The following is a 1719-nucleotide window of genomic DNA, read 5'->3' on the forward strand; positions in this document are numbered from 1 at the left end:
GAAGGTGGCCTGTGAGGGTTGCTGGAGGTATCAGAAGTGCGAATGCTGACATAAGTAACGATAAAGCGGGTGAAAAGCCCGCTCGCCGGAAGACCAAGGGTTCCTGTCCAACGTTAATCGGGGCAGGGTGAGTCGACCCCTAAGGCGAGGCCGAAAGGCGTAGTCGATGGGAAACAGGTTAATATTCCTGTACTTGGTGTTACTGCGAAGGGGGGACGGAGAAGGCTATGTTGGCCGGGCGACGGTTGTCCCGGTTTAAGCGTGTAGGTGTGTGTTCCAGGTAAATCCGGTTCACTTTAACACTGAGGCGTGATGACGAGGCACTACGGTGCTGAAGCAACAAATGCCCTGCTTCCAGGAAAAGCCTCTAAGCATCAGGTAACATCAAATCGTACCCCAAACCGACACAGGTGGTCAGGTAGAGAATACCAAGGCGCTTGAGAGAACTCGGGTGAAGGAACTAGGCAAAATGGTGCCGTAACTTCGGGAGAAGGCACGCTGACACGTAGGTGAAGTGATTTACTCATGGAGCTGAAGTCAGTCGAAGATACCAGCTGGCTGCAACTGTTTATTAAAAACACAGCACTGTGCAAACACGAAAGTGGACGTATACGGTGTGACGCCTGCCCGGTGCCGGAAGGTTAATTGATGGGGTCAGCGCAAGCGAAGCTCCTGATCGAAGCCCCGGTAAACGGCGGCCGTAACTATAACGGTCCTAAGGTAGCGAAATTCCTTGTCGGGTAAGTTCCGACCTGCACGAATGGCGTAATGATGGCCAGGCTGTCTCCACCCGAGACTCAGTGAAATTGAACTCGCTGTGAAGATGCAGTGTACCCGCGGCAAGACGGAAAGACCCCGTGAACCTTTACTATAGCTTGACACTGAACATTGAGCCTTGATGTGTAGGATAGGTGGGAGGCTTTGAAGCGTGGACGCCAGTCTGCGTGGAGCCGACCTTGAAATACCACCCTTTAATGTTTGATGTTCTAACGTGGACCCGTAATCCGGGTTGCGGACAGTGTCTGGTGGGTAGTTTGACTGGGGCGGTCTCCTCCTAAAGAGTAACGGAGGAGCACGAAGGTTGGCTAATCCTGGTCGGACATCAGGAGGTTAGTGCAATGGCATAAGCCAGCTTGACTGCGAGCGTGACGGCGCGAGCAGGTGCGAAAGCAGGTCATAGTGATCCGGTGGTTCTGAATGGAAGGGCCATCGCTCAACGGATAAAAGGTACTCCGGGGATAACAGGCTGATACCGCCCAAGAGTTCATATCGACGGCGGTGTTTGGCACCTCGATGTCGGCTCATCACATCCTGGGGCTGAAGTAGGTCCCAAGGGTATGGCTGTTCGCCATTTAAAGTGGTACGCGAGCTGGGTTTAGAACGTCGTGAGACAGTTCGGTCCCTATCTGCCGTGGGCGCTGGAGAACTGAGGGGGGCTGCTCCTAGTACGAGAGGACCGGAGTGGACGCATCACTGGTGTTCGGGTTGTCATGCCAATGGCACTGCCCGGTAGCTAAATGCGGAAGAGATAAGTGCTGAAAGCATCTAAGCACGAAACTTGCCCCGAGATGAGTTCTCCCTGAGACTTAGAGTCTCCTGAAGGAACGTTGAAGACGACGACGTTGATAGGCCGGGTGTGTAAGCGCAGCGATGCGTTGAGCTAACCGGTACTAATGAACCGTGAGGCTTAACCTTACAACGCCGAAGATGTTTTGGCGG

Annotated in this window: 1 rRNA gene; it reads left to right on the forward strand. The window is 53.7% G+C overall.

The window, feature by feature from the left end:
- Nucleotides 1-1695, forward strand: a 23S ribosomal RNA gene (locus tag J4617_RS22775); the annotation flags it as partial.
- Nucleotides 1696-1719 lie beyond the last annotated feature (24 nt).

The sequence above is a fragment of the Salmonella sp. 32010601201800023SM genome (genome assembly GCF_017572235.1).
Taxonomy (GTDB): domain Bacteria; phylum Pseudomonadota; class Gammaproteobacteria; order Enterobacterales; family Enterobacteriaceae; genus Salmonella; species Salmonella enterica.